This is a genomic window from Streptomyces sp. NPDC003635 (assembly GCF_053587635.1).
In genome coordinates this window covers 1-24888 of the sequence record NZ_JBSFOK010000066.1, presented here as the reverse complement: position 1 = coordinate 24888, position 24888 = coordinate 1, and the positions used below count along the sequence as shown (strand labels likewise).

The following is a 24888-nucleotide window of genomic DNA, read 5'->3' as shown; positions in this document are numbered from 1 at the left end:
CCGACTCCGGCTCGCCCGCGGCGGTCCCGAGCGCGCCGGTGAGCGGGTTCCAGCCGGAGTGGAGCTCGCCGACTTCCGCACCGGCTTCTGCGCCGTCGGAGGCTTCTTCCGCCGCTGCGTCCACGGCTTCGGCAGCGGAGGAGTCCGAATCCGGGAACGGCGATCTGGAGAGCGGCGCCACGATGCGCTTCTCCGCGGTCGCACTGAAGCGGGAGATCGAGGAGCGCGCGGCCGAGGCTGAGGCGCACCTGCGGTCGGTGGATGACGAGGAGGACGGTACGGCCGTGGCGACGTCCGACGCGGACGCCTCGACCGAGCCCGAAGCTCCGGAAGCCGCAGTGGCTGATGGGGAGCAGGAAGAGACGTCCGGGGAGAACTCGGGCGCGGGTACGGGTGAGGCGCAGGACTCCGTCGGGGATACGGCGGAGGAGCAGGAACCCGTCGCGGTTACGGCGGAGGCGGTCCGGGAGTCGTCCGAGGGCGCGTCCGCGGAACTGGTGGACTCGGACGCGGGGGACGGTGAACCGGCAGACGGTGAACCGGCGGGCGCGGATCTGCCGAGTTCGGCGTCGGCGTCGGCGTCGGCGGACGCCGAGCCGTCGGGTGCGGAGCGCTTGGATGCGGGGCTTACCGACACCGAGCGTGCGGACGCGGAGCGTTCGGATGCCGAGCCCGCAGAGTCGGTACGTGCGGACGAGCTGCCGTCGGACGCCGGACTGTCGGAGCCCGAGCCGTCGGACACGGAGCTCTCCGACTCCGTACCGGAGGATGCCGTAGCCGCCGAAGAGGCCGCTCCTGTCGACGAGGTCCAGGCCGACGAGGTCGAGGCCCACAAGGTCGAGGCCGACAAGGTCGAGGCCGAAGAGGTCCAGGCCGAAGCCGAACCGGAAGACGCCGTACCGGCCGCCGCCGAGCCCCAGGACAATGTCCCGCAGGACGCCGTCCCCAACGCTCCCGAGGCCCCGCAGGACGCTCCGCCCGCCTGGACTCCCCCGGTGGTGGCGCCGCAGGCGGGGATGCCGCCGCTGCCGCCGTCGTACCAGCCCGCCGCCCCGGCCGCGGCGCCCCAGTGGCCCGTGCAGCCTCAGCCGGCGGCTCCGGCGGAGCCCCAGCCAACGGCCGCGCAGCACCAGCCCGTGCCGCCCCAGCCGCAGCAGCCCTTCCAGCCGCAGGCCCCGCAGCCCGCACCGGCCACCTGGAACCAGCCGCCTGCGCCGCAGCAGCCCGCCCCTGGCCCCGCCACCCCGCAGGGCGGCTACGGCTTCCCCGCGCCCGGCGTCCCCGCCGCGGCCGCACAGCAGCCCCCCGCCCCACAGTCGGCCGAGCCCTCCGCCCCGGCACCCGCGCCGCAGGGCAGCTACGGCTTCCCGCAGCCCGGAGCGCAGCCCGCGTCAACCCCCAACGCGCAAGGCGGCTACGGCTTCCCGCAACCCCACGCCCCCAACCCCCAGGGCGCCTACGGCTTCCCGCACCCCGGCGCCCCGGCGACCGCGCCTGCCCAGCCCGGCCAGCCCGGTCAGCCCACCCCCAACTCCCCCGCCCAGCCCGGCGGTTACGGCTTCCCGCAATCACCCGCTCAGTCGGGCCCCGTACCCGGCCAGGCCCCCGCGCACCCCGGCACGCCCCAGCAGGGCCAGCCGTCGGCGCAGCCGCAGCCCGTGGCACCGCCCCAGGCCAACCCGCAGCCCCAACCGCAGCCCGAGGCACCCCAGCAGAGCCAGCCCCAGGGTCAGCCCCAGCCAGGCGTACCCCCGCACACCCAGCCCCAGGCCCAGGCCCAGGCCCAGGCGACCGTGCCCCCGCAGGCCCACCACCAGCCCGGCGTGCCACCCCAGCCCCAGCCCGACGCCGTCGCACCCCAGGCCCAGCCCCAGCCCGGCGTACTCCCCCACGCCCAGCCGCAGCCCCACACCGACGCCGTCGCGCCGCACGCCCAGCCGTACCCCGTGCCGCCGCAGCAGCCCGTCGACCCGCGGGCCGGGGCCGCTTGGCCTCAGCCCATGCGGCATGACCAGCGGCAGCCGACCAACCCGGGGGCGGCGCCGCTCGGTTACACCGCTGCCGTGGAGCTGTCCTCCGACCGGCTGCTCAACAACAAGAAGCAGAAGGCGAAGAGCGCGCGCCCGGCCGCCGGTGGTGGCCGGTTCAAGATCGGTGGGAAGAAGGAAGAGGCCGAGCGGCAGCGGAAGCTCGAGCTCATCCGTACCCCGGTGCTGTCCTGCTACCGCATCGCCGTCATCAGCCTCAAGGGCGGCGTCGGAAAGACCACGACCACCACGGCCCTCGGCTCCACCCTCGCCACCGAGCGGCAGGACAAGATCCTCGCCATCGACGCCAACCCGGACGCCGGCACCCTCGGCCGTCGCGTGCGGCGCGAGACCGGGGCGACCATCCGTGACCTCGTCCAGGCGATCCCGTACCTGAACTCGTACATGGACATCCGCCGGTTCACCTCCCAGGCGCCGTCCGGGCTCGAGATCATCGCCAACGACGTCGACCCGGCCGTCTCGACCACGTTCAACGACGAGGACTACCGGCGGGCCATCGACGTCCTGGGCAAGCAGTACCCGATCATCCTCACCGACTCCGGCACCGGTCTCCTCTACAGCGCCATGCGCGGTGTGCTGGACCTCGCCGACCAGCTCATCATCATCTCGACACCGTCCGTGGACGGGGCGAGCAGCGCCAGTACAACGCTGGACTGGCTCTCGGCGCACGGCTACGCCGATCTCGTCTCGCGCTCCCTCACCGTGATCTCGGGTGTCCGCGAGACCGGGAAGATGATCAAGGTCGACGACATCGTCAGCCACTTCGAGACCCGCTGCCGCGGTGTCGTCGTCGTGCCCTTCGACGAGCATCTCGCCGCCGGTGCCGAGGTGGACCTCGACATGATGCGGCCCAAGGTGCGCGAGGCGTACTTCCACCTCGCGTCGCTGGTCGCCGAGGACTTCGTACGCCACCAGCAGGCGCACGGGCTGTGGACCAACGACGGCAACCCGCCGCCGGTGGCCGCCCCGCCGATGCCGGGCCAGCCGCTCCCCGGCCAGCCCATGCCGGGGCAGCCCATCCCCGGGCAGGCGGTTCCCGGGCAGGTGGTTCCCGGTCAGCAGCCCATGCCGGGGCAGCCGTACGCCACCCCCCAGCCCTACCCCCAGCCCGGCCAGCCCTACGTCCAGCCCTACGTCCAGCCCTACGTCCAGCCCTACGTCCAGCCAGGACAGCCGTACTCCCCGCCGGGACAGCCGGAGCAGCCGGGCCAGCCGGGGCAGCCCGGCCAACCCGGTCAGCCGCCCTACCCCCAGCAGTAGGCCGCAGCCCGTAGCCGCACAACGCGAAGGGCGGCCGGTGCCCAGCAGGCACCGGCCGCCCTTCGGCGTCGTGGCGGCGGCTACCTCGCCGCCGGAGTCTCCGCCGCCGCCGTCAGATCGCGGCTGATCTTGATGTCCTCCATCATGCGCTCGATCAGCGAGTCCAGGGAGTCGAACTTCACCTGGCCGCGGACGTAGGACAGGAAGTCGACGGCGACATGGAGGCCGTAGAGGTCAAGGCCCACCCGGTCGATGACGTGCGCCTCGACCGTGCGCTCGGTGCCGTCGAACGTCGGGTTGGTGCCGACGGAGATCGCGGCCGGCATCGCCTCGCCCTGCGCGTGCAACCAGCCGGCGTAGACGCCGTCCGCGGGGATGGCGGTGTGCGGGAGGGTCTCGACGTTCGCCGTGGGGACGCCCAGCTCACGGCCCCGCTGGGCACCGCGTACGACCACGCCCTCGACCCGGTGCGGGCGGCCCAGGATCTCCGCGGCGCCCGCGACATCGCCCTCCGCGACCAGGCGCCGGGTCAGGGTGGAGGAGAACGGCTGACCGCCGCCCGCCTCGCCGGACACGTACAGGTCGACCACCTCGACGTCGAAGTCGTACGTCTTGCCCAGCTCGGCCAGGTACACGACGTCACCCGCCGCGCGGTGGCCGAAGCGGAAGTTCGGGCCCTCCACGACGGCCTTGGCACGCAGCTTGTCGATGAGGACCTTGACGATGAAGTCCGCCGGGGAGAGGTTGGAGAACTCGGTGGTGAACGGCAGCACGAGCACCGCGTCCACGCCCAGTTCCGACATCAGCGCGGCCCGCCGGTGGTGCGGGGCCAGCAGCGGCGGGTGGGTGCCGGGGCGCAGCACCTCCTTGGGGTGCGGGTCGAAGGTGACGACCACGGCGGGCAGGCCCAGTTCGCGGGCGCGCTCCACGGTGTGCCGGATGATGAGCTGGTGTCCGCGGTGGACACCGTCGTAGGACCCGATGGTGACGACGCTGCGCCCCCAGTCCTGGGGGATGTCCTCCAAGCCACGCCAGCGCTGCACTGTGACCGCTCCTCGTCGAACCCGTGTCCGTCACTACCTTCTACGCAGGTCTAAGGGTGCCATGCCGGGTGCTCCCGCCCCGCATCGGCATGGAGGCTGTGACGGTTCGCACGTGGCGTGGTCCCGTCAGGCGGGGACCCGGACGCCCGCCAGGTTCTCGATCATGCGGCGGGTGCTGGGGCCGACCACGGCCGACCAGTCCTGCGGCGCGTCGACGAGCCAGCCCGCCATCTCGGCGGCGAAGCCGGGGACATGGCGGCCCAGGTCGACCAGTCCACGGTCGAAGCGGGACGCGCCGTCCGGGGTGCGGACGAGGAGGAGCCCGGTGCGGTGGACCAGCTCGCGCAGGTGCTCGCCGTGGTGCTGGGCGGCCGCGTGCAGGACGGCGTCCAGGACGGCGGGATCGCGTTCGTGGGCCAGGAGGAACTCCAGGAGCTCCTGGCGCAGCGGGCGGGAACCGGGCGTGCCAGGGGCGGCGAGGACCGTGGCGAGGGCTGCCCGCACCTGCTCGGGTCCGCCTTCCAGCAATCCGGTGACCAGCGGGAACAGTACGGCTCGGGTAGCCGGGCCCTGGTCCAGGCGGCGGTCCACATACGCGGCAACGTCCCCCGCGGCCCCCGGGCGCACCTCCACCGCCTCCCGGACGAGGGCGGCGACCCGGCGGGCCTGGGACGGGGTGGTGACATCGGCGAGGATGCGCAGCGCCGGACCCGCGTCCGGTCGCCGCAGCCGCTCCCGGAAGGCGTCGAGGACCGGTTCGGGGTGGGTGCTCAGGGCTCCGACCAGGGCACTGGGCGGGAACTGCGGGTCGCCGGACGCGAAGTGGCGCAGTGCTCGCGGAAGATGGCGGTCGCGGGTGTACGGGTCCAGGACGAGCAGGGCCAGCGCGCCGCCGTGCAGGGTGCTGTCGGCCGGGCGGGCGAGCAGGGCGAGGGCGGCGTAGCGCAGGAGTTCGCGGTCGGCGGTGGTGCTCACGTGCGGGGCGGCGCGCAGTCCGTACGCCACCGCCGCGACCCTCCGGGCGGGCCGCTCGTCGTGCGCCCACCGGTCGACGGCGCGGCAGATCGCGGACGGCTCCTCCTTGGCCAGGACGGCCAGCAGCTCGTCACCCCGCCGGTGCGCGGCCTCCACGAGACTCTCGGTCAGATCGTCCAGGGCGCCGTGCCGATGCGTGTGCAGCAGCGCCTGCGCGGCCCGTGCGACGGTGGCGTGCGGGGTCGCGGGCAGCGGGCGGTCGTCGTGGAACCAGCGGGTGAGCTGCGGCTGTACGGCGGTGGCGTCGGCGGCGAGGAGCCGGGCGACGGCGTCGAGGTACCGGGGGTCGGTCCTCGTGTCGGCGATCACCAGACGGTGGAGGAGGTCGAGGCGGACCTCGTCCGGCACCGGCAGCTCGGTCCAGAACTCCGGGCCGAACTCGGTTGCTACGGGTTGCTGTCGCTGCCGCGAGGTCACGATCCGGTCGGCGAGCAGGCGCAGTACGTCGGTGTACGGGGTCGCGTCGGGCACCCGGAGCAGGGTCTGGGCGAGCAGGCGGGCGGGCCACCAGGAGCGCGGATCGGCGTCGAGGGCGTGCAGCAACTCGTGCAGCCGGATGGCGAGTTGGAGGGGCGCGAGGAGGAGCAGTGCTTCTGTGACGGGGCCGATGCGATGGTGCGGCACGGGGAGGGGGTGGGGGTCCGTGGCGCGGTCCCGGTGGACCAGGGCGCGCAGGGCCTCGTCCAGGTCGAGGTGGGTGCCCTGGATCCAGTCGGCGAACTCCTCGTGGGCGAAGCGGTAGCCGTCGCCGGCGGGGACGAGGAGGCCTTCGGTGAGGACGGCGGAGGCCCAGCCGGTGCCGCCGCCGAGGTGAGCGGGCGCGGGGCCCCAGGGGAAGACGGCCTCGAACGACGCCCGGTCCAGCTCGCCTTGTCCGGGGCCGAGGCTGCGGCGGGCGGCCTCGTGGACCTGGCCGGACACCTTGGCGGCGAGACGTCGTACGGCGGTGCCGCGCAGGCCGTTCTCGGCGGCGAGGCGGACGGCGATGCGCAGGCACATGAGGTCGAGGTGGGCGGCGAAGACGGTGTCGCGGTTGAGGCGGGTGCGCGGGGCGTCGGGGAGGGCGGTGCGGACCTCGGAGAGGAGGCGGAGGGTGAGGGGGTGACGGGCGTCGCGCGGCGCGAGCACCTCGTCGGGGATGCCATAGCGGGCACGGGCCTGTTGGGCTTCGGCGGGCGTCAGTTCGGTGAGCCTCACACAGGGGGGCGACCGCCGGACTTCCTCGCGCCCCCCGTACAGCATCCCCGCCGGGAACTCCGCTCCCGCCGTCTCCCAGTACTCCTCCCGGCACGCCACCACGAGCCTCGCGCCCGTCCTGGTCAGCCATGCGGCCGTTCCCGTCGTCCACTCGGGGAGGCGGTGGGACAGGAGCGGGGGCATTTCCTCGGGGCCGTCCAGCAGAAGGAGCAGCGGGCGTTTCGTCACCCGGGTGAGGCGTTCCGGAGTGAGGTCGCCCAGGTCCGCCGGGGTCGTCGCGCGGGAGGCCGCCACGATCCTGGCCGCCCTCGACACCGCCCTGCTCACCGCGTCCGCCACCGACTCGTCGTCCGCCCTGAGGTCGGCGCCGCGCAGCCACAGGGTCGGCGCCGGGTCCGGGCTCCGGTGGCGGCGGGCGGCCAGCGCCGCCAGTTCGGTCGTACGGCCGCTGCCCGGGGGGCCCACCAGGGCGAGTACCGATGTGCCCGCGCAGGACGTGAACGCCTCGAACTCCCTGGTCGGCCATGCCCGTTCCACCGGCTCCGGCTCGGCGGCGGGCGGGCCGTCCTGGCCGACCGTCGTCGCCGTCAGCTCCAGCACGCCCGCCAGGTTCAGATCCGGGCCGTACGCCGGAACCGTCGCCGCGTTCTCCGCGAGCACGTCGGCCAGCGGACCGCCCGCCGGTGGGCGGAGCGGGATGGCGAACCCCTCGTCCCGGTGGCCGCTGCTCAGCGCCGTGCCCAGGACGGCGACCACGGCTGCGGTCTCCGCGTCCAGCACCGGACCGCCCGCCGCGCCGCCGCCCAGGCGCAGCGCGTCCCGGCCCGCCGTGCCCACGGCCAGTTCCAGGGCGCGGGAGAGGTGGTGGGAGCGGTCCGTGGCCGTGTACGTCACCGCGGTCGTGGTCAGTACCCTCGCCTCGCGCCAGCCGCCCGCCGCGATCGTCACGTACCTGCCGGGCTCGGCGTCCTGCCGTACCGACACCGGCAGCGGCTCCGCGCCGAGACCCGCGGTACGGATCAGTGCGAGGTCCAGGGCCGGCAGCTCCGTGACGGCGTCCGCGGCCACCACGACGCCGCTTTCCCGCGCCGTGTGCAGAACGAGACGCGGCAGACCGTCCACCGCCTCATGGCTGGTGATCACCGTGCCGTGGTGGTCGGCCACGAAACCGAGGCCGCGGGGCCGCCCCGCCGGATCGTGGATCCGGACCAGGGCGTCGTCGAGAGATGCTCCCTCACCGTCCCGGGCCGCCATCGTCCAACCTCCCCGCCGAAGCGCCGCACCGTCGTACCTGTCCTCGACGGTAGGCGCGCGGTGATCAGCGGGACAGATCGCGCGGTGAACGCGCCCCCTTCCGCTCCCTCGGTTCACTCCGAGCGCCTGCACGGAAGGGTGAACAGACGGGGGGAGGTGGATACACCCTAGGGGTGGGGGAACCGAGGGGGGACCGTGGAGCGGCGGGCAGAGAAACACCCCGTGCCCGCCGCTCCACGGGCGGACCGAGACGGTCAGCCGAAGACGGCCAGGCTCTTGGCCTTGCCCCGGTGCTCCTCCACGAGCGCCAGGAAGCGGCCCTCCGGATCGAACACGGCGACCGCCCCGCGGCCCGCGTACTCCTCCGGCATCTCCAGACGCACGCCGTTCGTGAGCAGCCGCGCCCGCTTGGCGTCCACGTCCCAGCGCGGGAACGCCGCCGTGGCGGCCTCGGCGATGGGCATGACGGTCAGCTCCTGCTGGAGCTGGTCCAGCGTCCTGGCCGCGTCCAGCTTGTACGGGCCCACCCGGGTACGGCGAAGGGCGGTGAGGTGGCCGCCCACGCCCAGGTCGGCGCCGAGGTCCCGGGCCAGCGCCCGGATGTAGGTGCCGGAGGAGCAGACCACCGACACCACCAGGTCCAGGACGGGGGTGCCGTCCTCGGCGACGGCGTCCCGGATGTCGTGGACCGCGAAGGAGGAGATGGTGACCGGGCGCGCCGGGATCTCGAACTCCTCGCCCTCGCGGGCCCGCTTGTAGGAGCGCACGCCGTCGATCTTGATGGCGCTGACCTTGGAGGGCACCTGCATGATCTGCCCGGTCAGCTTGGCGATCCCGGCGTCGACGGCGTCGCGGGTGACCTTCGAGGCGTCTGCCGACCCCGTGATCTCGCCCTCGGCGTCGTCGGTCAGGGTCGTCTGGCCGAGCCGGATCGTGCCCAGGTACTCCTTCTCGGTCAGCGCGAGATGACCGAGGAGCTTGGTGGCCTTCTCGACGCCGAGGACGAGCACGCCCGTCGCCATGGGGTCGAGGGTGCCGGCGTGGCCGACCCGGCGGGTTCTGGCGATCCCGCGCATCTTGGCGACCACGTCGTGCGAAGTGAAGCCCGACGGCTTGTCGACGATGACAAGGCCGTCGGGCGTGGTGTTCTTCCGGGTCATTCGGAGGCGTCGTCCTCGTCGGGCTTCTTGTAGGGATCGGCGTCCCCCGCGTACGCGGCGCCGGCGGACGCCTCGCGCACCTTCGCGTCGGAGGAGCGCGCCTTGTCGAGGAGATCCTCGATGGTCCGGGCGGTGTCGGGCAGCGCGTCGGCCACGAAGGTCAGCGTCGGGGTGAACTTCACGCCCGCCGCCTGGCCCACCGCGGAGCGGAGCACGCCCTTGGCGCTCTCCAGTCCGGCGGCCGCGGCCTTCCGCTCCTCGTCGTCGCCGTACACCGTGTAGAAGACGGTCGCCTCCCGCAGGTCACCCGTGACCCGGGTGTCCGTGATGGTGACGTGCGAGCCGAGCCGCGGGTCCTTGATCCCGCGCTGCAGCTTCTGGGCCACCACCTCCCGGATGAGGTCCGCCAGCCTTTTCGCCCGCGCGTTGTCGGCCACTGGTCCGTCTCCTTAATGCTTTCTTCTTGCTTCAGTCTTCGTCGCTGTGGAGCCTGCGTCGAACCGAGAGCAGTTCCACCTCGGGCCGCCCGGCGACCAGCCGCTCACAGCGGTCCAGTACGTCGGAGAGGTGTCCCGTGTCCCCGGAGACCATCGCGAGCCCGATCTCGGCCCTGCGATGGAGGTCCTGGTTGCCCGTCTCCGCCGCGCTCACCGCGTACTTGCGCTGGAGCTCGGCCACGATCGGACGGACGAGAGAGCGTTTCTCCTTCAGCGAGTGGACGTCGCCGAGGAGCAGATCGAAGGACAGAGTCCCCACATACATGTGTGTCCGGATGTCCCGCCGGTTCGGGGTACGGGCGCCACGCTTCGACGCCGATACGGGAACCGTACACGCAACGGCCGGGGCCGATCGACGGAAATAACTTCCGCCGACCGGCCCCGGTCGCGTGTCAGGTCACGCGCGCGGCTTCTCGCGCATCTCGTACGTCGCGATGACGTCGTCGACCTTGATGTCGTTGAAGTTGCCGAGGTTGATACCGCCCTCGAACCCTTCGCGGATCTCGGTGACGTCGTCCTTGAAGCGACGCAGACCCTCGATGTTGAGGTTCTCCGCGACCACCTTGCCGTCGCGGATGAGGCGCGCCTTGGTGTTCCGCTTGACCTCGCCGGAGCGGATGAGAACACCCGCGATGTTGCCCAGCTTGGACGACTTGAAGACCTCGCGGATCTCCGCCGTACCGAGCTCGACCTCTTCGTACTCCGGCTTGAGCATGCCCTTGAGGGCCGCCTCGATCTCCTCGATCGCCTGGTAGATGACCGAGTAGTAGCGGACGTCCACGCCCTCGCGCTCGGCCATCTGCGCCGCGCGGCCGGCCGCGCGGACGTTGAAGCCGATCACGATGGCGTCCGAGCCCATCGCCAGGTCGATGTCGGACTCCGTGACCGCACCGACGCCGCGGTGCAGGACGCGGATGTCGACCTCTTCGCCGACGTCCAGCTGGAGCAGGGAGGACTCCAGGGCCTCGACGGAACCAGAAGCGTCACCCTTGATGATGAGGTTGAGCTGCTGGACCTCGCCGGCCTTGAGCACCTTGTCCAGGTCCTCGAGCGAGACGCGGCGCGTGCGCTTGGCGAACGCGGCGTTGCGCTCACGGGCGGCGCGCTTCTCGGCGATCTGACGGGCCGTACGGTCCTCGTCGACCACCAGGAAGTTGTCGCCCGCACCCGGGACGTTGGTCAGGCCCAGGACCTGGACCGGCGTCGACGGGCCGGCCTCGGCCACGCTGTTGCCGTTGTCGTCGTGCATCGCCCGGACTCGGCCGTACGCGTCGCCGACCACCATGGTGTCGCCGACCCGCAGCGTGCCGCGCTGGACGAGGACCGTCGACACGGCACCACGGCCGCGGTCGAGACGGGACTCGATCGAGATGCCCTGCGCGTCCTGGTTGGGGTTGGCGCGCAGGTCGAGCGACGCGTCCGCCGTGAGGATCACGGCCTCCAGCAGGGAGTCGATGTGCAGACCCTGCTTGGCGGAGATGTCGACGAACATCGTGTCGCCGCCGTACTCCTCGGCGACCAGGCCGTACTCGGTCAGCTGACCGCGGACCTTGGTCGGGTCGGCGCCCTCGACGTCGATCTTGTTGACCGCGACGACGATCGGCACGTCGGCCGCCTTGGCGTGGTTCAGCGCCTCGACCGTCTGCGGCATGACGCCGTCGTTGGCCGCGACGACGAGGATCGCGATGTCCGTCGACCGCGCACCACGGGCACGCATGGCGGTGAACGCCTCGTGACCCGGGGTGTCGATGAAGGTGATCTTGCGCTCTTCGTCGTTGACCTCGGTCGCGACCTGGTAGGCACCGATGTGCTGGGTGATGCCGCCGGCCTCGCCCGCGATGACGTTCGTCTTGCGGATGGCGTCGAGCAGTCGGGTCTTTCCGTGGTCGACGTGACCCATGACGGTGACGACCGGCGGGCGGACCACCAGGTCCTCCTCGTCGCCCTCGTCCTCGCCGAACTCGATGTCGAAGGACTCGAGCAGCTCGCGGTCCTCCTCCTCGGGGCTGACGATCTGAACCTCGTAGTTCATCTCGCCGGCGAGAAGCTGCAGCGTCTCGTCGGAGACGGACTGCGTGGCCGTGACCATCTCGCCGAGGTTCATCATGACCGCGACGAGCGACGCCGGGTTGGCGTTGATCTTCTCCGCGAAGTCGGTGAGCGAGGCACCGCGCGACAGGCGAACAGTCTCGCCGTTGCCGCGAGGCAGCATCACGCCGCCGACCGACGGGGCCTGCATGGCCTCGTACTCCTGGCGCCTCTGCCGCTTCGACTTGCGGCCGCGACGCGCGGGACCGCCGGGACGGCCGAAGGCGCCCTGCGTGCCACCACGGCCACCGGGACCACCGGGACGACCACCGAAGCCGGGACGGCCACCGCCGCCACCGAAGCCGCCGCCACCGCCGCCGGGGCCACCGCCACCGGGACGACCGGCGAAGCCGCCGCCGCCACCCGGACGGGCACCGCCGCCGCCACCGGGACGACCGGCGAAGCCGCCGCCACCACCGGGACGACCGGCACCGCCGGGACGGCCCGCGCCGCCCGGACCGCGACCGCCGGGGCCACCGCCGGGACGCGGGCCCGCAGCGGGACGCTGCGGCATCATGCCGGGGTTCGGACGAGGACCGCCGGGACCGCCGCCCGGACGCGGACCGCCCTGCGGACGGGGCATCCCGCCCGGGGTCGGACGCGCGCCGCCCGGAGCCTGCGGACGGGGACCGCCCGCCGCGCCCTGGGGACGGGGACCGCCCTGGCCCTGCGGACGCGGGGCGCCGCCGGGAGCACCGGGGCCACCCGGGCCGCCGGGACGCGGGGCACCGCCCGGACGGGGCGCCTGCGGGCGCGCCATGCCGGTGGAGCCACCAGAGGTGAAGGGGTTGTTGCCCGGACGGGGACCGGCCGGACGGGCACCGGGACGCGGCGCCTGGCCACCCGGACGCGGGGCGCCGGAACGGTCACCACGGTCACCACGGCCCTGACCGGGACCACCCGCGGGACGCGGAGCGCCGGGACGCGGGGACTGGCCGGCCGGACGCGGGGCGCCGGGACGCGGGCCGGAACCCTGGCCCTGAGACGCGGCCGGAGCGGCGGGAGCCGCCGGCGGCGCCGTGAACTCGGGCGTCGTCGGAGCCGGGGACGCCGGGGCGGGCCGCGGCGCGGGCTTCGGGCCCGGGGTGGGACGGGGGCCGGGAGCGGCCGGCGCGGCGGGAGCCGCGGGCTTCTCGGCGGCGGCCGGCTTGGGGGCCGGCGGGCGCGGGGCGGCCGGACGGGCAGCCTGCGCCGGAGAGGGGGCTGCCGGCTTGGCCGGGGCAGCCTTGCGGGCGGGGGCGGACTTGCCGCCACCGCTGCCCTGCTGGAGGGCGTCCGTCAGCTTACGGACGACGGGCGCTTCGATGGTCGAAGACGCCGAACGGACGAATTCACCGAGTTCCTGGAGCTTGGCCATGACGACCTTGCTCTCCACACCGAACTCCTTGGCGAGTTCGTATACCCGGACCTTAGCCACTTCGCTCCTTTTAGGTCCGGGTTGCGGCCGGACCGTCGCTACTTCATGGGCGTACTCATCGCGTGCTCATCGAGTGCTCATCGCAATCTCGACCTACTTCCAACTCGCGGGGTACCTGGGCCGCACGGGGGTTCCGCGCGACGCTTCTTACGGTGTTGCCTGCTCGACGTAGAGGCGCAACGCCTTGGTGTCGAGCGGACCCGGGGCGCGCAACGCCCGTGGGAACGCCCGACGGCGTACCGCCAGGTCGAGACAGACCAGGGCGGGGTGCACATAAGCACCCCGGCCGGGCAGCGTACCGCGATGATCCGGGACGCACTCGTCCTTAATCGCCACGATCCGCAGCAAGTCCTTCTTGGCCGCTCGCTCCCGGCACCCCACGCAGGTGCGCTCGGGGCATGCTGGGGCTTGCGTCCGGCCAGACACTCTTAAGTCTACCTCCCCGCACCGACCTCACCCCTTTGGGGCAAAAATCGAACGGTTGTTGTCGTGATCCACACCACCGGTGCACAAGCCCCGGCGGCGCCGTTCTATTCCCCGGCCTGCTCGGTGTCGGGCCGGATGTCGATCCGCCAGCCGGTGAGGCGGGCGGCGAGCCGGGCGTTCTGCCCTTCCTTGCCGATCGCCAGCGACAGCTGGTAGTCCGGCACCGTCACCCGGGCGGACCGCGCCGACATGTCCACGACCTCCACCTTGGAGACGCGGGCCGGGGAGAGCGCGTTCGCCACCATCTCGGCCGGGTCGTCCGACCAGTCGACGATGTCGATCTTCTCGCCGTTCAGCTCGCCCATCACATTGCGCACCCGGCCGCCCATGGGGCCGATGCAGGCGCCCTTGGCGTTCAGGCCCGAACGGGTGGACCGTACGGCGATCTTCGTGCGGTGACCGGCCTCGCGGGCGATGGCGGCGATCTCCACGGACCCGTCGGCGATCTCGGGCACCTCCAGGGCGAAGAGCTTCTTCACCAGGTTCGGGTGCGTGCGCGAGAGGGTGACGGAGGGGCCGCGGACGCCCTTGGCGACCCGGACGACGTAGGAGCGCAGCCGCATGCCGTGCGGATAGGTCTCGCCGGGCACCTGCTCCTGCACCGGCAGGATGGCCTCCAGCTTGCCGATGTCCACGAGCACGTTCTTCGGGTCGCGGCCCTGCTGGACCACTCCGGTGACGATGTCGCCCTCACGCCCCGCGTACTCGCCGAGCGTGGCGTCGTCCTCGGCGTCGCGCAGCCGCTGCAGGATGACCTGCTTGGCGGTGGTGGCGGCGATACGGCCGAAGTCGGACGGGGTGTCGTCGAACTCCCGGGGCTCCTGTCCCTCTTCGAGGTCCTCGGGGTCCTCCTTCGCCCACACGACCACGTGCCCGGACTCCCGGTCGAGCTTCACGCGCGCGTGGCGGTGGCTTCCCTCGGTGCGGTGGTAGGCGATGAGGAGGGCCGACTCGATCGCCTCGACCAACAGGTCGAAGGAGATCTCCTTCTCCCGAACCAAGCCCCGCAGGGCGCTCATGTCGATGTCCACGGCTACGCCTCCTCCTCTTCCTTCATGTCCTTCTTGTCCTTGCGGTTGAACTCGACCTGGACCCGGGCCTTGGCGATCTCGCCGAAGGCGAGTCTGCGGCCGGTGGCCTTGCGGCCCTTCACCCCGGGCACCTCGAGGTCCACGCCCTCGTCGTCCACGGTCAGGATCCTGGCGACCAGTTCCCCGCCCTCGGTGAGCTGGAACCTCACCAGGCGGTCGACGGCGCGCACGTAGTGCCGGTGCTCCGTGAGCTCGCGCTCGGCGCCGGGGGTGCCCACCTCGAGGTCGTACGCGGCCTCGCCCATCACGTTCGTCTCGTCGAGCTTCGCCGAGAGCGCGCGGCTCACATCGGCGATCTGGTCCAGGTCGGCACCGGTGTCGGAATCGACGACGACGCGCAGCACTCGTTTGCGTCCGACGGAGTCCACTTCGATCTCTTCGAGATCCAGGCCCTGGGAGGTGACGAGCGGTTCCAGTAGTTCCCGCAGCCTCTCGCTCTGGGTGGTGCTCATCCGGGTGACTCCTCGGCCGCGTGTGCTGTTGTGGGATGGGTCGCGTGTCTGGTCAAAGGGTATCGGGTCCCGGGGTGTGTTGCCGTCCATCGGGTAGCGGACGGGTGCCGGTGAGTGGTCTTCGACATGTCCACGGGTACCGTGATCACGGGCGTGCCGCCCTCCCCCTTTCGTACGCACTCCGAGGACGTCTGCCGTGCCGTTCACCCCACCGCCGCGCATGCCCTCGGGGCCGCGCAGAAGGAGCCTGCTCGCCTCGGCCGCCGGGGCGGCCCTGCTCGTGGGCTGTTCATCCGACTCGGACACCGACGGCACGGGCGGCAGCCCGTCGGCCGCCGACCGGGCACGCGCGCGTGCGGCCCGGGACAGCGCGGAGCTGGCGGAGCGCTACGACGCCGTGATCACGGTCCATCCGGCACTGGCGGAGCGCCTCGGACCGCTGCGCGCGGCGGTGGTCCGGCACGCGGAGGCCTTCGGCGGTACGGCGGCCAGGGTGGCCACGCCCTCGGCGTCGGCGTCGGCCTCCCCTTCGGCGACGGCGCCGGCGGTGCCGTCCGACGAGAAGGGCGCCCTCGCCGCCCTCGCCGCCGCCGAACGGACCTTGGTCGACCGGCGGACCGAGGCGCTGGTGGAGCTGCCCGGCGAACTGGCCCGGCTGCTGGCCTCGGTGTCGGCCGCCGGAGCGGCCCATGTGTACCTGCTGACGGAGGGTGCGGCGTGAGCGAGGCGAAGGCCCAGGAACTGGCGGCCCTGCAGGCGGCACTGGCCGCCGAGCATGCGGCGGTGTACGGGTACGGCGTGGTCGGCGGCCGGATCGCCGAGGAGCGGCGGACCGACGCCCGGGGGGCCTACGACGCCCATCGGGCCCGGCGCGACGCCCTGGTGCGCGAGGTGGTGGACCTGGGCGGCGAGCCGGTACCCGCGGAGGCCGGGTACGCGCTGCCGTTCGCGGTGCCGGACTCGCCCGCGGCGGTCCGGCTCGCCGCGGAGGTGGAGGACCGGGTGGCCGGGGTCTACTCCGATCTGGTGCGGGCCGCCACCGGCGAGCGGCGGCGTACGGCCGCCGAGGCGGTGCGGGAGGCGGCGGTGCGGGCGGTGCGCTGGCGCGGCGAGAGCGTAGCCTTCCCTGGGCTCGCCGAGCGCGCGGGCACCGGCTCGGCATCGGTGACGCCCACGGCGTGACGCGTACTGGAAGGAAACTCTCGCGTATGGCTTTCGAACCGCCGCGGCGTCTGGTGAGGGCGCTCGGTGAGACGGCGACGGACGCGGACGGCTGGCTGGAGAAGCTGCCCGAGGCGGTCCAGCAGGCCGTGGCGCTACGCGAGTTGACCCTGGAACGGGTTCAGGTGCCCGGCGGTCGCAGCAGCCTGGTCGCCCTGGTCCGGCGCGCGGACGGTACGCCGGCCGTGCTGAAGCTGGCGCCGCCGCGGGCGCGGCCCGAGAGCGAGCGGGCGGCTCTGGCGCACTGGGGCGGCCTGGGCGCCGTACAGCTGCTGGAGCCGTTCACGGCCGAGGGAGTGCTGCTGCTGGAGCGGCTGCATCCCGACGTGTCGGTACGGTCGTTGCCGGAGGCGAAGGCGCTGCTGGAGGCGGCGGGGACGCTGCGCAGGCTGTGGGTCGAGCCGCCGGGGGATCACGCGTTCGAGACGGTGATCGAGCGGACCGGTCGGCAGGCCGAGGCGATGCGGGCGACGGCCACGGCGCAGGCCGGGGTGAGCGCGCTGGTCGACGCGGCACTGGCCGCGCGGGAGGAGTTGCTGGCGGCGCCGCCCGAGCACCGGTTGCTGCACGGCACGTTCCGGCAGAGCAAGGTGCTGGCCGGGGAGCGGACGCCGTGGCTGGCCGTGGGGCCCGATCCGGTGGTCGGCGAGTGCGCGTTCGATCTGGCGCGGCTGGTGCGGGACCGGGTCGAGGACCTGATCGCCTCCCCCTCGGGGGCGGCCACCACGCGGCGCCGGATCAAGCGGCTCGCCGAGTCCTTGGACGTGGACCAGGAGCGGCTGCGGGGGTGGACCCTGTTCCGTGCGGTGGAGTCCGGGGTACGGGCGCTTCGGGTGGGGCGGGGACAGGACGCCGAGCTGTTGCTGGAGTTCGCCGGCTGGCTCTAGCCGCAGGTCACCAGGTCCCGTCGACTGGCCCACGCCCCCCTGCGGGGAGCCTCGCAGGGGGGCGTGGTGGGTCCGGCCGACGTGCCTCCCGAGCGTGCCGGCCGGGGTCTCGCGGGGCGCCCGACGGCAGCCCGCGGGTCTTCAGGGGTGGTCGCCGGACCTCGCGGACCGCGGCCCCGGCGACAACGTTCCGGCCGGAGCCGCGGAGAGGATCCCCTCGATCGCCAGCAACCGGGTGTGCTCACGGATGTGTGCCGTCTGCTCCGCCTCACCCATGTCGGTGAGATCGGCCGGCTCCGCGTGCGGGACGTGGGCGAACAACCGCAGCTCGGCGGGCGACAGCGGCCAGGAGACACCGCGCTCCCCCGCCCGGAGAGACAGGGTGCCGCCGCCGTCGGTGAGCACGGCGCTCGACGGATGCAGCGCCGCCAGCCAGGCCAGGAGATGCGCCCGCTCGTGCCGGAGGCTCGTCAACTCCCGTTCGTAGGAGTCGGCGTGACAGCGCCAACGGTCCCGCTGCTGCCGGCAGTTCTCCAACTCGCTCGCGAGGCGAGGACCCGGGTCCCCCCGCCGTCGCCGATCCGCTACCGGCAACCGGAGGACCCTGCACAAGAATCCGAACAGCCGCCGGAGGCTCCCGGGGCCACCGAAGCACGGACCAGGTCCGCGGCTGTCCGCGGCGGGCGCCCCCGGACGGGTCGCGCCGGGCCTGAGGGCGCCGTCCTGGGGATCGTCGAGACGAGCGTCGCCAGGGTGGGCGTGGTAGGAGGCGTGGGCCCATGGGTCGTTCGGGTGAGGGCCGGGGGCCGGCGGGGGCATGCGGTACTCCGGGGGCGGTGAGCGGCGGGGGCGGGTGAGGCGGGTCGGGAGGCGCCGGGCCGGGGGTCCGCTTCTGGTCACGTGTGGAGCCGGTACGGCGGTAGCGGCCCGCGCTGCGGGCGTTCGCCGCGCGGCATGCCTCGTCGACGGGCTCACGTCGGCGCAGGTGCCGCTGGTACGCGGCCCGGGTGCCGCAGGCCGCGGGCTGTGCTGGGCGCGGTGCGGCCGCCGCGGGAGTACTGCCGGCCTGGTTCGGCGGCTGCTCGGTCCGCGGGGCGGCCCGGTGGTCCAGGGCATGGCGTTGGGGACCGGTCAGTCCGGCGACGACGCCCTGGCGGCGGCATCGCGGCAGGCCGCGCTCCCGTTCCAGAACGGCGGCCCGGCAGGGAACCAGCACGGGGCAGGCCACGCAGATCGCCACGGCCGCGGCCTGCGAGCGGCTGTTGAACCAGAGGTCCGCGTCGCGTTGTCCGCACGCGGCACTGGATTCCCAGACCCGCGATCCCCCCTCCATGGGCCCACCGCGGCTCATCCGACCGGCCCGGCGGGACCGCACACCGGTTTCGGGGGTGGTGCGGGCGCTAACGCCGGGGGCGCGGCTGCGGGAACCGGGTCCTCGACGCGCGGCAGCGGCGACAGCGGTCCCAGATGGGCCGCCACATTGGCGAGGGAACAGCGCTCGGGCCGGCCGTCGACGGACAGCAAAGGCATACCGTCGTGGGTGCGGCAGCCCTGGAAGTACCAGACGTCCCCGTGCGCGTCGCGGTGCGGAACCGCCAGGTCGTAGGTGGTACCGCCGAGCCGGAAGGGGCGCGCCTGGTGTCCCGTCGCGCCACTCGGCGGAGCCGCGGTGACCCGGGCCATCACCGCCACCCGGACACCGCCGTGCTCCCCCTCACCGACGACGGTGTGGGGACGGTCGCCCTCCCTGACCACCGCGATGCCCAAGTAAGCCCGCCAGTCGGCCCATTGGTCGGGTCCGTCGACGCGGAGCACCACCCGGACCCGGTTGCCCTCCACCCGAACACCGGAGGGTCCCTGGTGCCCGGTCAGCCGGTGCTCGATGGAGGCCGCGACGGACCGGGCCCGGGCGCAGGCGTCGTCCCAGGCCAGCGCCTGCCGCTCCAGCTCGGTGGGCGCGGGCCGGGTCCGGGACCAGCCGCCCTCCGGCGTGCGGTGCAGCACCGCGCCGAAGGTGCGCTCCGGGTCGACCAGGAGACGGGCCGAGTCGAGCGCCTGCGCGACGGCGGCCGCCTGTTCGGGCCGGACGGACTCCAGCACTGCCCGGATGACGCCCGCGACATGCGGAACGTTGCTGTTCACGCGGGCACCGCCTCGGTCGTCCAGCGCATCTTCCGCAACGCCCGGTAGGTCAGTGTCTTGACCGCGCCGACGCTCCGGCCCATGGCGAGGGCCGTCTCCTCAGCCGTGAGTTCGTCGAGGAAGCGCAGCTGCACACAGTGCCGTTGCAGGGCGTTGAGGCTGTGCAGGGCGCTGTGGACGGCTTCCTGGGCCTCCACGGCTTCGAGCTCGCGCAGGACGACGGATTCCCCGTGGCGCAGGGACGCCTGCGGCTCGTCGAACTCGGCGACCGGGGTCTCCAGCCGGGTACGGCCGCGGCCCACTTCGTCGAGGTAGAGGTTCTTGGCGATGGTGGTCAGCCAGGCGGCGAAGGCGGTCCCCTGCCAGGTGTAGGCGTCGATACGGCGCAGGGCGCGGGTGAACGCCTCCTGGGTCAGGTCCTCCGCCAGGTGTCTGTCGCGCGTGCGGACGAGCAGAAAGCCGTACACGAGGCGGTAGTGCTCGTAGTACAGGGCGGCGAACGCCTCCCGGTCTCCGCCGCGGGCCCGGGCGATCAGCTCGGGTTCCGGATCGCCGGCCGGAGCGGTGGGGACATGGTGCGGTAGGGACACGATCGGTCCTCCCGTCGGGAGTTGAGACGGTCAGTGGGTCAGTGGGTCATTCGGTTGAGCCGGTGAGCCGCGCGGACACGCGCCGAATCTGCAATACTCATGTAGATGTAGATTCACTGAGGATGCGTCAATCGCCCACACCAGGAGCCGCGACACTCGCCCGGGGCTATCTACAGTCTTCACGTAGACGCATACAGTGTCAAGATGCCTACGCAGAGTGAGACTTGAGGCATCTCCGACCTCGGCGGCCACCGCGGGCGCACACCGGTGTGAATTATTCGCACCCGCGCTTCCGAAGCCGCCCCGCCAATCTGCGATCTACTTGCGCTTGTAGATATTGATGGCGGATCCTCTGATGCGTGACGAACCCGCAGAGCCGCCCAGGAGACCCAGACCCCGGCCACGATCCACCACGCCAGGACGAGGACCTGGCCACGCTGCTCGCCCGCCTGCTGGCCCAGGTCCCCGACCGGACCCAGAAGGATCTGGCGAGAGAGGCCGGCATCTCCTACCCAACGCTGAACGCCTGGGTGAACCGGACCCGGGGCACCTCGCGCATCGAACCGGAGAAGCTGCGGACCATGGTCGAAGTCTTCCGGCGCTGGGGCGTGCGGACGACACCCAAGGAGTTCTTCGAGGCGGTCGGCCGACCCGTGCCGGGCCCGAGCGAGGACGAGCGCGAGGCCAGGCTGCTGAAGCTCTACCGGCAGTTGCCGGAGGCACGCCAGCGCGCGCTCCTCAAGGATGCCGAGGCCATGCTCCAGGTCAGCCGCATTGTGTGAGCCCAGCGATGCCTTTACGGGGAATATGACGAAACGCCCCTCGAACCCCACCGTCACCGGTATCATCAGTCAGCCGCTGACCTCCCGGAGCGGATCACTCATGCCGTAGTGCATCCCTGGGGAGACAGTTGTGTGCATCCATATTTTCCTGACGGACGGCCTGCCTGGTCTCGCCGTCTGGGACCCGGACGAAGTCGGGATCCGCGTCGCCTCAGACGCTCCCGTACGTGATGTGATCCGGGAACTGCGAGACATCCTGGTGATCGACCTCGGCGCCCCCGCTGCTCGGGGCGGACAGCTTCTCTGCTTCTGCGGAATGCGGGTGGAGCTGCCGGACGAACTGCTTCCCTGTGCCCCGGCCGCAGAGGCCGGCTGACCCTTCAGGGACAGCGCACATCCGCTGAACAGCGAGGCCGTTCCCGCCAGGGGCGGGAACGGCCTGAACCGGGGAGTCGCCGGGAAACCGGCGCGGCTACGCGCTCAGCCGCGCGACGGCCTCCTCCACCGTCAGCTCCTCGCGCTCCCCGGTACGGCGGTCCTTCAGCTCGACGACGCCGTCTCCCGCGCGCCGCCCGGCCACCAGGATCTTCGGTACGCCGATGAGCTCCGAGTCCGTGAACTTCACACCCGGGGACACCCCGGCGCGGTCGTCGCACAGGACCCGCAGGCCCTTCGCGGCGAGCTTCCCGGCGACGTCGAGGGCGAGTTCGGTCTGCAGGGCCTTGCCGGCGGCGACCACGTGGACGTCGGCCGGGGCGATCTCGGCGGGCCAGCACAGGCCCTTGTCGTCGGCGGTCTGCTCGGCCAGGGCCGCCACCGCGCGGGAGACGCCGATGCCGTAGGAGCCCATGGTGACGCGGACCGGCTTGCCGTGCTGGCCGAGGACGTCGAGCTTGAGGGCGTCCGCGTACTTACGGCCGAGCTGGAAGATGTGGCCGATCTCGATGGCGCGGTCCAGCTTGAGGCCGGTGCCGCACTTCGGGCAGGGGTCGCCCTCCTGGACGACCACGACGTCTACGTACTCCTCGACCTCGAAGTCACGGCCCGCGACGACGTTCTTCGCGTGCGTGCCCTCCTTGTTGGCGCCCGTGATCCAGGCGGTGCCCGGGGCCACGCGCGGGTCGGCGAGGTACTTGACCTTCTCGCCCAGGCCCTGCGGGCCGACGTAGCCGCGGACCAGGTCCCGGCGCTCGGCGAAGTCCTCCTCGGTGACCATCTCGACGGTCGCCGGGGCGAAGTGGGCCTCGACCTTGTCCATGTCGACCTCGCGGTCGCCGGGGACACCCACGGCCACGATCTCGCCGTCGACCTTGACCAGGAGGTTCTTCAGGGTGGCGGAGGCCTGGACGCCGAGGTGGGCGGCGAGGGTCTCGATGGTGGGGGTGTCCGGGGTCGGGATCTCCTCGAGCGCGGGCACGCCCTCGGCGGCGACCGGCTTCAGCTCGTAGGTGATCGCCTCGGTGTTGGCCGCGAAGTCGCAGTTCGGGCAGTCCGCGAAGGTGTCCTCGCCGGCCTCGGCCGGGGCCAGGAACTCCTCCGACTTCGAGCCGCCCATCGCGCCGGCGGTCGCGGCGCAGATGCGGTAGTCGAGGCCGAGGCGCTCGAAGATCCGCTGGTAGGCCTGGCGGTGCAGGGCGTAGGACTGGGCGAGGCCCTCGTCCTCGGTGTCGAAGGAGTAGGAGTCCTTCATCAGGAACTCCCGGCCGCGCAGGATGCCGGCCCGCGGACGGGCCTCGTCGCGGTACTTGTGCTGGATCTGGTAGAGGATGACCGGCAGGTCCTTGTAGGAGGACGCCTGGTCCTTCACCAGCAGGGTGAAGATCTCCTCGTGGGTCGGGCCGAGCAGGTAGTCGCCGCCCTTGCGGTCCTTGAGGCGGAACAGCTCCTGGCCGTACTCGTCCCAGCGGCCCGTCGCGTCGTACGGCTCGCGCGGCAGCAGCGCGGGGAGCAGCACCTCCTGGGCGCCGATGGCGTCCATCTCCTCGCGGACCACGCGCTCGACGTTGGCGAGGACCCGCTTGCCGAGGGGCAGCCAGGACCAGATGCCGGCGGCCGTGCGGCGGACGTAGCCGGCGCGGACGAGCAGCTTGTGGCTGAGGACCTCGGCGTCCGCCGGGTCGTCGCGCAGCGTCTTCGCCATCAACTGGGACATGCGCTGGACCGGTGCGTTCGCCATGGTTGTCGTACTCCTGCTGCGTGATGGTGTTGGCAGGAGGTTATCCGGGCGGTGCCGGGCGGTGGAAATCGGTTAGTGGCGGCGCAGCGGGAGCGGGGCCCCCATCACGGCGTACGGCATGGGGGCGCTCGGGAAGAGGACCTGGCGGGCGAGGTCCTGGTAGCCGAGGGAGCGGTAGAGGCCGCGGGCCGGGCTCTCGGTGTCGATCGCGGACAGGATCGAGCGCGGTTCGGTGGCGCCGTCGGTGATCGTGGTGATGAGGGATCGGCCGATACCGCGGTTCTGGTGGTCGGGGTGGACGTGCAGCTCGGTGATGACGAAGGAGTCGTCGAGCCAGAGGTCGTTGCCCTGGGCGCGGAGATAGGGCTCCACGACGGTGGACCACCAGTGGGCGCGGTCGTTGGGCATGCCGTAAACGAATCCGACGAGCCGGCCCTCCGCGGTGGCTCCGAGGGCGCGGGCGCCGGCGTAGGTCATGTGCCGCAGCACGATCTGACGGCGTACGGCGACCTCGTCCGCGCCCAGTCCGAACGCCACGGCCTGGACGGCTAGGGCCTCGTCGACGTGGGCTGACAGGTCCAGGGGGCCGATGACGAGATCCATGCGGGGAGGGTACAGCGGGGTGTGCTCCGCGGGCTCAGAACAGGACGCTCATGAAGGCGCCGACCTCTTCGAAGCCGACCCTGGTGTACGTCCTTCTCGCCGCGGTGTTGAAGTCGTTGACGTAGAGACTCACGACCGGGGCGACATCGGCGAGGGCGTAGCGGAGTACGGCCGCCATGGCGGGGGCGGCGATGCCCTGGCCCCGGTACTCGGGGGCGACCCAGACGCCCTGGATCTGGCAGGCGCGTTCGGTGGCGGCGCCGATCTCCGCCTTGAAGACGACCTTGCCGTGGGCGTCGAGGCGGGCGAAGGAGCGGCCGGAGCCGACGAGTTCGGCGACCCGGGCCTGGTAGAGGAGCCCGCCGTCACCGGCCATCGGGGAGACCCCGACCTCCTCGGTGAACATCGCCACGCAGGCCGGCATGATCGTGTCCATCTCGTCCTTGCGGATACGACGGACCAGCGGGTCGGGGGCGATGGTCTCGGGCATCCGGTCGGTGACCATCAGCGGCTGGTGGGAACGGACGTCCCGCGCCGGGCCCCAGCTCGGTTCGAGCAGCCGCCACAGCTGGGCGGTGGACTCGGCGGGGCCGACGATCGAGGAACAGCGCCGCCCGGCCCGCCGGGCACGGTCGGCGAAGGCGCGCACGGCTCGGGGAGTGGCGCAGATGGGGACGAGGTTGGCGCCGGCGTAGCAGAGGGACGTCAGCATGCCGTCCTCGTACCAGCCCCACATCTCGCCGCCGAGGCGCCAGGGATCGAGCCCGGCCACCTGGACGCGAGAGGTCACGAAGGCGTTCGCGACCGGTTCGCGGTCCAGCACGACGAGCGCTGCGTCCAGGTCGCTCGGTTCGAGGACCCGGGATGTGGTCTGGGTCAACAACTGCGGGGCCTCACACTCAGGACTGCTGATCTCCGAACTGTACCTGTCGGAGTTGTGAAGCGCCGCCCCGCTGAACGCCCGCACTGATACAGGGACCCCCGGCCGGTCAGCCCGCCACCGAGACCGACGGCTCGCCCGAGCTCACGCCGTCCGCCTCCATCTGCTCGGCCAGCTTCATGGCCTCCTCGATCAGCGTCTCGACGATCTTGGACTCGGGGACGGTCTTGATGACCTCGCCCTTGACGAAGATCTGGCCCTTGCCGTTGCCGGACGCGACGCCGAGGTCGGCCTCGCGGGCCTCGCCGGGGCCGTTCACGACACAGCCCATGACCGCGACCCGCAGCGGGACCTCCATGCCGGTCAGTCCGGCCGTGACCTCTTCCGCCAGCTTGTACACGTCCACCTGTGCCCGGCCGCAGGACGGGCAGGACACGATCTCCAGGCCGCGCTGCTTCAGGTTCAGCGACTCCAGGATCTGCAGGCCGACCTTGACCTCCTCGGCCGGCGGCGCCGACAGGGAGACCCGGATCGTGTCGCCGATGCCCTGGGAGAGCAGCGCGCCGAACGCCACCGCGC

The 24888-nt window shown here is 72.6% G+C and carries 22 protein-coding genes and 1 pseudogene; 6 read left to right on the top strand and 17 right to left on the bottom strand.

The features are described 5' to 3' along the window. Positions 1 to 182 precede the first annotated feature (182 nt). Positions 183 to 3308, top strand: coding sequence for an AAA family ATPase (locus tag ACWDRW_RS36955; RefSeq protein ID WP_451731892.1), 3126 nt, complete (start codon positions 183 to 185; stop codon positions 3306 to 3308). 80 nt (positions 3309 to 3388) lie between these two features. Here the strand turns inward: ACWDRW_RS36955 and ACWDRW_RS36950 are convergent, their stop codons facing one another. From ACWDRW_RS36950 to rimP, 9 genes are all read right to left on the bottom strand, one after another. Continuing rightward, entirely contained in the window at positions 3389 to 4351 is a 963-nt protein-coding gene (locus ACWDRW_RS36950; RefSeq protein WP_451731864.1) for a bifunctional riboflavin kinase/FAD synthetase, read from the bottom strand. A 126-nt stretch (positions 4352 to 4477) separates the two neighbouring features. Next, positions 4478 to 7837, bottom strand: coding sequence for a trypsin-like peptidase domain-containing protein (locus tag ACWDRW_RS36945; RefSeq protein ID WP_451731861.1), 3360 nt, complete (start codon positions 7835 to 7837; stop codon positions 4478 to 4480). A 254-nt stretch (positions 7838 to 8091) separates the two neighbouring features. Beyond that, positions 8092 to 8997 carry a tRNA pseudouridine(55) synthase TruB gene (gene truB, locus ACWDRW_RS36940; RefSeq protein ID WP_451731858.1) on the bottom strand — a complete coding sequence of 302 codons (906 nt, stop codon included), beginning with the start codon at positions 8995 to 8997 and terminating at the stop codon, positions 8092 to 8094. Beyond that, positions 8994 to 9434: a 30S ribosome-binding factor RbfA gene (gene rbfA / locus ACWDRW_RS36935; RefSeq protein WP_451731855.1), complete on the bottom strand. Its 441-nt coding sequence runs from the start codon at positions 9432 to 9434 to the stop codon at positions 8994 to 8996. The genes truB and rbfA overlap by 4 nt, the downstream gene beginning before the upstream one ends. 31 nt (positions 9435 to 9465) lie before the next feature. Then, positions 9466 to 9759, bottom strand: coding sequence for a DUF503 domain-containing protein (locus tag ACWDRW_RS36930; RefSeq protein WP_109495650.1), 294 nt, complete (start codon positions 9757 to 9759; stop codon positions 9466 to 9468). A 132-nt stretch (positions 9760 to 9891) separates the two neighbouring features. Continuing rightward, entirely contained in the window at positions 9892 to 12999 is a 3108-nt protein-coding gene (gene infB / locus ACWDRW_RS36925; protein ID WP_451731852.1) for a translation initiation factor IF-2, read from the bottom strand. Positions 13000 to 13146: 147 nt separating this feature from the next. Then, entirely contained in the window at positions 13147 to 13425 is a 279-nt protein-coding gene (locus tag ACWDRW_RS36920) for a YlxR family protein (RefSeq protein WP_328874155.1), read from the bottom strand. A 104-nt stretch (positions 13426 to 13529) separates the two neighbouring features. Continuing rightward, positions 13530 to 14516: a transcription termination factor NusA gene (nusA, locus tag ACWDRW_RS36915; RefSeq protein ID WP_451731848.1), complete on the bottom strand. Its 987-nt coding sequence runs from the start codon at positions 14514 to 14516 to the stop codon at positions 13530 to 13532. 2 nt (positions 14517 to 14518) lie between these two features. Next, positions 14519 to 15028, bottom strand: coding sequence for a ribosome maturation factor RimP (gene rimP, locus ACWDRW_RS36910; protein ID WP_451731845.1), 510 nt, complete (start codon positions 15026 to 15028; stop codon positions 14519 to 14521). Positions 15029 to 15224: 196 nt separating this feature from the next. Between rimP and ACWDRW_RS36905 the strand changes: the two genes are divergently transcribed. Genes ACWDRW_RS36905 through ACWDRW_RS36895 form a run of 3 tightly spaced genes read left to right on the top strand, consistent with a single transcriptional unit; the run spans position 15225 to position 17136 of the window. Next, the gene (locus tag ACWDRW_RS36905) at positions 15225 to 15749 is read left to right on the top strand and encodes a hypothetical protein (protein ID WP_451731842.1); all 525 of its coding nucleotides are present in this window, start codon (positions 15225 to 15227) and stop codon (positions 15747 to 15749) included. Continuing rightward, a complete protein-coding gene (locus ACWDRW_RS36900) occupies positions 15746 to 16210 on the top strand; it encodes a ferritin-like domain-containing protein (protein ID WP_451731839.1) in 465 nt (154 codons plus the stop codon). The genes ACWDRW_RS36905 and ACWDRW_RS36900 overlap by 4 nt, the downstream gene beginning before the upstream one ends. Positions 16211 to 16236: 26 nt before the next feature. Further along, a complete protein-coding gene (locus ACWDRW_RS36895) occupies positions 16237 to 17136 on the top strand; it encodes an aminoglycoside phosphotransferase family protein (RefSeq protein ID WP_451731836.1) in 900 nt (299 codons plus the stop codon). A 141-nt stretch (positions 17137 to 17277) separates the two neighbouring features. On the opposite strand, the gene ACWDRW_RS36890 is transcribed toward ACWDRW_RS36895, so the two are convergent. The 4 genes and pseudogenes from ACWDRW_RS36890 to ACWDRW_RS36875 all read right to left on the bottom strand — a co-directional run bounded on the left by ACWDRW_RS36890 (position 17278) and on the right by ACWDRW_RS36875 (position 19868). Further along, positions 17278 to 17610 (bottom strand): hypothetical protein, encoded by a 333-nt coding sequence (locus tag ACWDRW_RS36890; protein ID WP_451731834.1) that lies wholly within the window; start codon positions 17608 to 17610, stop codon positions 17278 to 17280. 646 nt (positions 17611 to 18256) lie between these two features. Then, positions 18257 to 18469 (bottom strand): annotated as a pseudogene (locus ACWDRW_RS36885) (WhiB family transcriptional regulator); the annotation flags it as partial. A 14-nt stretch (positions 18470 to 18483) separates the two neighbouring features. Further along, positions 18484 to 19278: a BN159_2729 family protein gene (locus ACWDRW_RS36880; protein ID WP_451731831.1), complete on the bottom strand. Its 795-nt coding sequence runs from the start codon at positions 19276 to 19278 to the stop codon at positions 18484 to 18486. Continuing rightward, entirely contained in the window at positions 19275 to 19868 is a 594-nt protein-coding gene (locus ACWDRW_RS36875) for an RNA polymerase sigma factor (protein WP_451731828.1), read from the bottom strand. Before ACWDRW_RS36875 ends, ACWDRW_RS36880 begins: the two co-directional genes overlap by 4 nt. 359 nt (positions 19869 to 20227) lie before the next feature. On the opposite strand from ACWDRW_RS36875, the gene ACWDRW_RS36870 reads away from it, so the two are divergent. Next, positions 20228 to 20650 carry a helix-turn-helix domain-containing protein gene (locus ACWDRW_RS36870; protein WP_451731825.1) on the top strand — a complete coding sequence of 141 codons (423 nt, stop codon included), beginning with the start codon at positions 20228 to 20230 and terminating at the stop codon, positions 20648 to 20650. Positions 20651 to 20780: 130 nt separating this feature from the next. Then, entirely contained in the window at positions 20781 to 21026 is a 246-nt protein-coding gene (locus ACWDRW_RS36865) for a hypothetical protein (RefSeq protein WP_451731822.1), read from the top strand. Positions 21027 to 21122: 96 nt separating this feature from the next. On the opposite strand, the gene ACWDRW_RS36860 is transcribed toward ACWDRW_RS36865, so the two are convergent. From ACWDRW_RS36860 to ACWDRW_RS36845, 4 genes are all read right to left on the bottom strand, one after another. Continuing rightward, on the bottom strand, positions 21123 to 22826 hold the full coding sequence (locus ACWDRW_RS36860; RefSeq protein WP_451731819.1) for a proline--tRNA ligase: 1704 nt from the start codon (positions 22824 to 22826) through the stop codon (positions 21123 to 21125). Positions 22827 to 22898: 72 nt separating this feature from the next. After that, positions 22899 to 23429, bottom strand: a complete 531-nt coding sequence (locus ACWDRW_RS36855) for a GNAT family N-acetyltransferase (protein WP_451731816.1) — start codon at positions 23427 to 23429, stop codon at positions 22899 to 22901. A gap of 34 nt (positions 23430 to 23463) precedes the next feature. Then, on the bottom strand, positions 23464 to 24312 hold the full coding sequence (locus ACWDRW_RS36850; RefSeq protein WP_451731813.1) for a GNAT family N-acetyltransferase: 849 nt from the start codon (positions 24310 to 24312) through the stop codon (positions 23464 to 23466). A 106-nt stretch (positions 24313 to 24418) separates the two neighbouring features. Continuing rightward, on the bottom strand, positions 24419 to 24888 hold a 470-nt coding region (locus tag ACWDRW_RS36845; protein WP_451731810.1), incomplete at its 5' end, for a flavodoxin-dependent (E)-4-hydroxy-3-methylbut-2-enyl-diphosphate synthase.

What these genes read in the sequence shown, in the direction of transcription:
- rimP (WP_451731845.1), bottom strand. Translation starts at nt 15,028, where the DNA reads ATGAGCACCACCCAGAGCGAGAGGCTGCGGGAACTACTGGAACCGCTC.
- ACWDRW_RS36930 (WP_109495650.1), bottom strand. Translation starts at nt 9,759, where the DNA reads ATGTATGTGGGGACTCTGTCCTTCGATCTGCTCCTCGGCGACGTCCAC.
- ACWDRW_RS36895 (WP_451731836.1), top strand. Translation starts at nt 16,237, where the DNA reads ATGGCTTTCGAACCGCCGCGGCGTCTGGTGAGGGCGCTCGGTGAGACG.
- ACWDRW_RS36855 (WP_451731816.1), bottom strand. Translation starts at nt 23,429, where the DNA reads ATGGATCTCGTCATCGGCCCCCTGGACCTGTCAGCCCACGTCGACGAG.
- truB (WP_451731858.1), bottom strand. Translation starts at nt 8,997, where the DNA reads ATGACCCGGAAGAACACCACGCCCGACGGCCTTGTCATCGTCGACAAG.
- ACWDRW_RS36860 (WP_451731819.1), bottom strand. Translation starts at nt 22,826, where the DNA reads ATGGCGAACGCACCGGTCCAGCGCATGTCCCAGTTGATGGCGAAGACG.
- ACWDRW_RS36955 (WP_451731892.1), top strand. Translation starts at nt 183, where the DNA reads ATGCGCTTCTCCGCGGTCGCACTGAAGCGGGAGATCGAGGAGCGCGCG.
- ACWDRW_RS36945 (WP_451731861.1), bottom strand. Translation starts at nt 7,837, where the DNA reads ATGGCGGCCCGGGACGGTGAGGGAGCATCTCTCGACGACGCCCTGGTC.